This window comes from Brasilonema bromeliae SPC951 (genome assembly GCF_012912135.1).
Lineage (GTDB): Bacteria > Cyanobacteriota > Cyanobacteriia > Cyanobacteriales > Nostocaceae > Brasilonema > Brasilonema bromeliae.
This window is the reverse complement of sequence record NZ_QMEB01000352.1, coordinates 1-4,074: the sequence shown is the minus strand read 5'-3', so window position 1 is coordinate 4,074 and position 4,074 is coordinate 1. Positions and strand designations below refer to the sequence as shown.

The following is a 4,074-nucleotide window of genomic DNA, read 5'->3' as shown; positions in this document are numbered from 1 at the left end:
TATCTGGACTGATGGGTTGACTGGTTTGGCTATATTGGGATTTACTTTTTGGTCAGCACTGATTCTCAAACAGTGGCGGCGAGAACTTAGCCCGGCTGACATGACTCAATCTTAGATTTATCCCCTCCAGACGAAGTTGGGCAATTGCAATCCAGTACTTAGTACAACATTTCATCAATACGAGCGCGAATTCTCTATACAAAGACTCTGCGACGCCAGTCGCTACAACGGGGGGAACCCCCGCAACGCGCTGGCTCCCCTCTGCGCTGACTCTGCGCTCCTGGTGCGTTTAAAAACACGCTCGTTTTTACGCAAAACCGTACTTAGAACGTTGTTCCTAATCCTTTGAAATCAGAGAAAATGAATATATGAGGAAAAACGTTAAGAATCTTAATAATGACTGTAACAACGCAGCAGCAAGCAACAACTAGCTTTGAAAAACTCTTTTGGACTTGGCAAGGTCACAAAATTCAGTACACTGTCATGGGTACTGGACGCCCCCTTGTACTGGTTCATGGCTTTGGTGCTTCTATTGGACATTGGCGGAAAAATATCCCCGTTTTAGCCGCCGCTGGCTACCGAGTTTTTGCTCTTGACCTTTTGGGGTTTGGTGGTTCTGATAAAGCTCCGTTAAATTATACAGTAGAGCTGTGGGTGGAACTGCTCAAGGATTTTTGGACAGCACACATTAGTGAACCTGCTGTATTTATCGGGAACTCCATTGGTGCACTTTTGAGCTTAACGGTGGTGGCGGAACATCCGGAAATAGCTGCAGGTGGCGTTTTGATTAACTGTGCAGGTGGGTTGAGCCATCGATCGCACGAGTTGAACCCACCACTACGTATTGCAATGGGGGCTTTTAACTCTTTGGTGCGATCGCGCATCACCGGAGCACTTGTCTTCAACCGCATCCGTCAAAAAGCTCAAATTCGCCGTACTCTATACCAAGTTTACCGTAACCGGGAAGCCGTCACCGATGAATTGGTAGACTTACTCTATGCTCCTTCTTGTGATCCAGGAGCGCAACAAGTTTTCACCTCTATTCTCACTGCACCTCCAGGTCCTTCTCCAACAGAACTTTTGCCCAAAGTTGAGCGCCCATTGCTGGTGATATGGGGTGCAGATGACCCTTGGACACCAATCACTGGGGCAAAAATATACGAAAAAGCGCGGGAGAATGGCAAAGATATCCAAATTGTACCAATTCCAGGTGCTGGTCATTGTCCTCATGATGAAGTACCAGATGTTGTAAATCAGCAGATTTCGGACTGGTTATCATCTTTGTAGATAGAAAGAGAAACTCGGTTTTATAAAACCGGGTTTCTTGATGACTTATACTAAGTTGCACTCAAAGAGCGAATCTGTCATTGCGAGCGTAACGGAGTGAAGCGAAGCAATCTCAGCCACAGTAAATTCTCCATTAGAACGCAACTTAGTATCATATCATGTGCGGCAAAATACTTATGATATGTCATTGCGAGTGGAACGGAGTGAAACGTAGACCCCGGAGGGGGCTTCCCGCAGGGTAGCAATCGCAAGAGTCTGGGATTGCTTCACTCCGCTATCGCTGCGTTCGCAATGACAACTATTTAAGCGGACATGATATTAGATAAATTTTTGTAAAATGAGCGATAGACGAATTTCCGCAAAAAATGGCGTTCTCTGCCGAAAGCAAGCACTAATTTGACCAAAAGAAGACTTCACCAAGGACAATTAACCGTCTACGCAAATATGGTTTACTTGTCACTGGTACACTGTATGTTGGGTAACTGCTGTTTACTTGGGGGTGCGATGTCCTTTAGAAATACTTGTTGGTTTTTAGGGATTGCGGTGGGGGGTGCGTTCGCCTTGGCTGCAAATTCTGCTTCTGCCCAAATTACACCTGATGCCACTCTACCAAATAATTCCACTGTCACCATAAATGGCAACACCTTCAATATCGATGGGGGAACTACCGCAGGACGCAACTTGTTCCACAGCTTTCAACAGTTTTCTGTACCAACTAACGGTACGGCTTCTTTTAATAATGCTGCGGACATTCAGAACATCTTTAGTAGGGTAACAGGTACGTCAGTTTCAAATATTGATGGAATAATTAAAGCGTTAGGTACAGCTAATCTGTTTTTGATTAATCCAAATGGGATTATCTTTGGTAAAGATGCCAGCCTGAATGTTGGTGGTTCGTTCGTGGGAACGACAGCAAATGCCATTCAATTTGGTAATCAAGGTTTTTTTAGTGCTACCAATCCAAATAATCCTGCACTGCTAACGGTAAATCCTTCAGCTTTATTTTTCAATCAAATAGCTGCTGCATCAATTACAAATAACTCAGTTGCACTAGCCGGAAAAGATCCAGCAGGATTAGAAGATGCATTAGGTTTACGTGTACCTGATGGTAAAAGTTTGCTACTAGTGGGTGGCAATGTCAATATGGATGGTGGTCGGCTGAATGCTTATGGTGGAAGAGTTGAGTTAGGAGGATTGGCAGCCTCTGGAAATGTAGGGCTAAATGTGGATGGCGAAAAATTGAGCGCTAGCTTTCCAACTGAAAGTGCCTTAGCTGATGTATCACTTACTAACAACGCTGGTGTGTATGTATACGCATCAGGAGGCGGTAACATTATAATCAACGCTCGAAATTTAGACATGAACGAAAGTCGTCTCCGTGCTGGCATTGGACCTAATTTAGGTTCTGATGGCACTGTGGCGGGAGATATTGTGCTGAATGCAAAAGGGAAAATAACAGTCGTAACTAGCAGCATTTTTAATTATGTGTCATCAGGTGCAGAAGGAAAAGCTGGAAACATACAAATTAGCGCTGATTCTCTGTCTTTAACCAATAACGCTTATCTTTCTGCCAGCACCGATGGAAAAGGGGATGCAGGGAATGTGATCATTGATGTCCGTGGTAATGTCTCTTTTGATAACAGCAGTGCTAACACCACAGTATTCCCCAATGGAGAAGGAAAAGGTGGAAACATACAAATTAAGGCTGATTCTCTGTCTTTAACCAAAGCTTTTCTTTTTACCAACACCTATGGACGAGGGGATGCAGGAAATGTTATAATTGAAGCCCGTCGTAATGTATTTTTTGATAACAGCAGTGCTGACACCTCAGTAGGCTCCAATGTAGAAGCAAAAGGTGGAAACATACAAATTAAGGCTGATTCTCTGTCTTTAAATAAAGCTTCTCTTTCTGCTAGCACCTTTGGAAAAGGGGATGCAGGGGATGTGATAATTGATGCCCGTGGTAATGTTTCTTTTGATAACAGCAGTGCTTCCACTACAGTAAGCTTCAATGTAGAAGGAAAAGGTGGAAACATACAAATTAAGGCTGATTCTCTGTCTTTAAATAAAGCTTTTCTTTTTACCAACACCTTTGGAAAAGGGGATGCAGGGGATGTGATAATTGATGTCCGTGGTAATGTCTCTTTTGATAACAGCAATGCTTCCACCTCAGTAGGCGACACTGGAGAAGGAAAAGGTGGAAACGTACAAATTAAGGCTGATTCTCTGTCTTTAACCAATAACGCTGTTCTTTTTGCCAGCAGCAGTGGAAAAGGGGATGCAGGGAATGTGATAATTGATGTCCGTGGTAATGTCTCTTTTGATAACAGCAATGCTTATACCTCACCAGGCTTTACTGGAGAAGGAAAAAGTGGAAACATACAAATTAAGGCTGATTCTCTGTCTTTAACCAACGCTTATCTTTCTGCCTTCACCTTACGAAAAGGGGATGGAGGGAATGTGATAATTGATGCCCGTGGTAATGTTTCTTTTGATAACAGCTATGCTTTCACCTCAGCAGGCTTCACTGGAGAAGGAAAAGGTGGAAACATACAAATTAAAGCTGATTCTCTGTCTTTAACCAATAACGCTTCACTTGATGCCAAGAGTTTTGGACAAGGGGATGCAGGTAACATTGAAGTGACCGCACGCCAAATTCGTTTGGACAACTCAGCGAGTTTCAACGCTGAATCAGCATCAGGTAATGGCGGCAATATCAATCTGCGAGTCACAGACTTATTACTCCTACGCCGTGGTAGCCAAATTTCCACATCTGCGGGTACTGAT

2 protein-coding genes are annotated in these 4,074 nt (G+C 43.7%); both read left to right on the top strand.

Annotated features, from left to right (window positions below):
* Positions 1 to 396 precede the first annotated feature (396 nt).
* Positions 397 to 1,287, top strand: coding sequence for an alpha/beta fold hydrolase (locus DP116_RS27290; protein ID WP_169158114.1), 891 nt, complete (start codon positions 397 to 399; stop codon positions 1,285 to 1,287).
* A 504-nt stretch (positions 1,288 to 1,791) separates the two neighbouring features.
* Positions 1,792 to 4,074 (top strand): two-partner secretion domain-containing protein (locus DP116_RS27285; protein WP_169158113.1); only part of this gene is annotated, 2,283 nt, incomplete at its 3' end.

Excerpts from the sequence above, each read along its gene's own strand:
- DP116_RS27290 (WP_169158114.1), top strand. The coding sequence starts at position 397 with ATGACTGTAACAACGCAGCAGCAAGCAACAACTAGCTTTGAAAAACTC.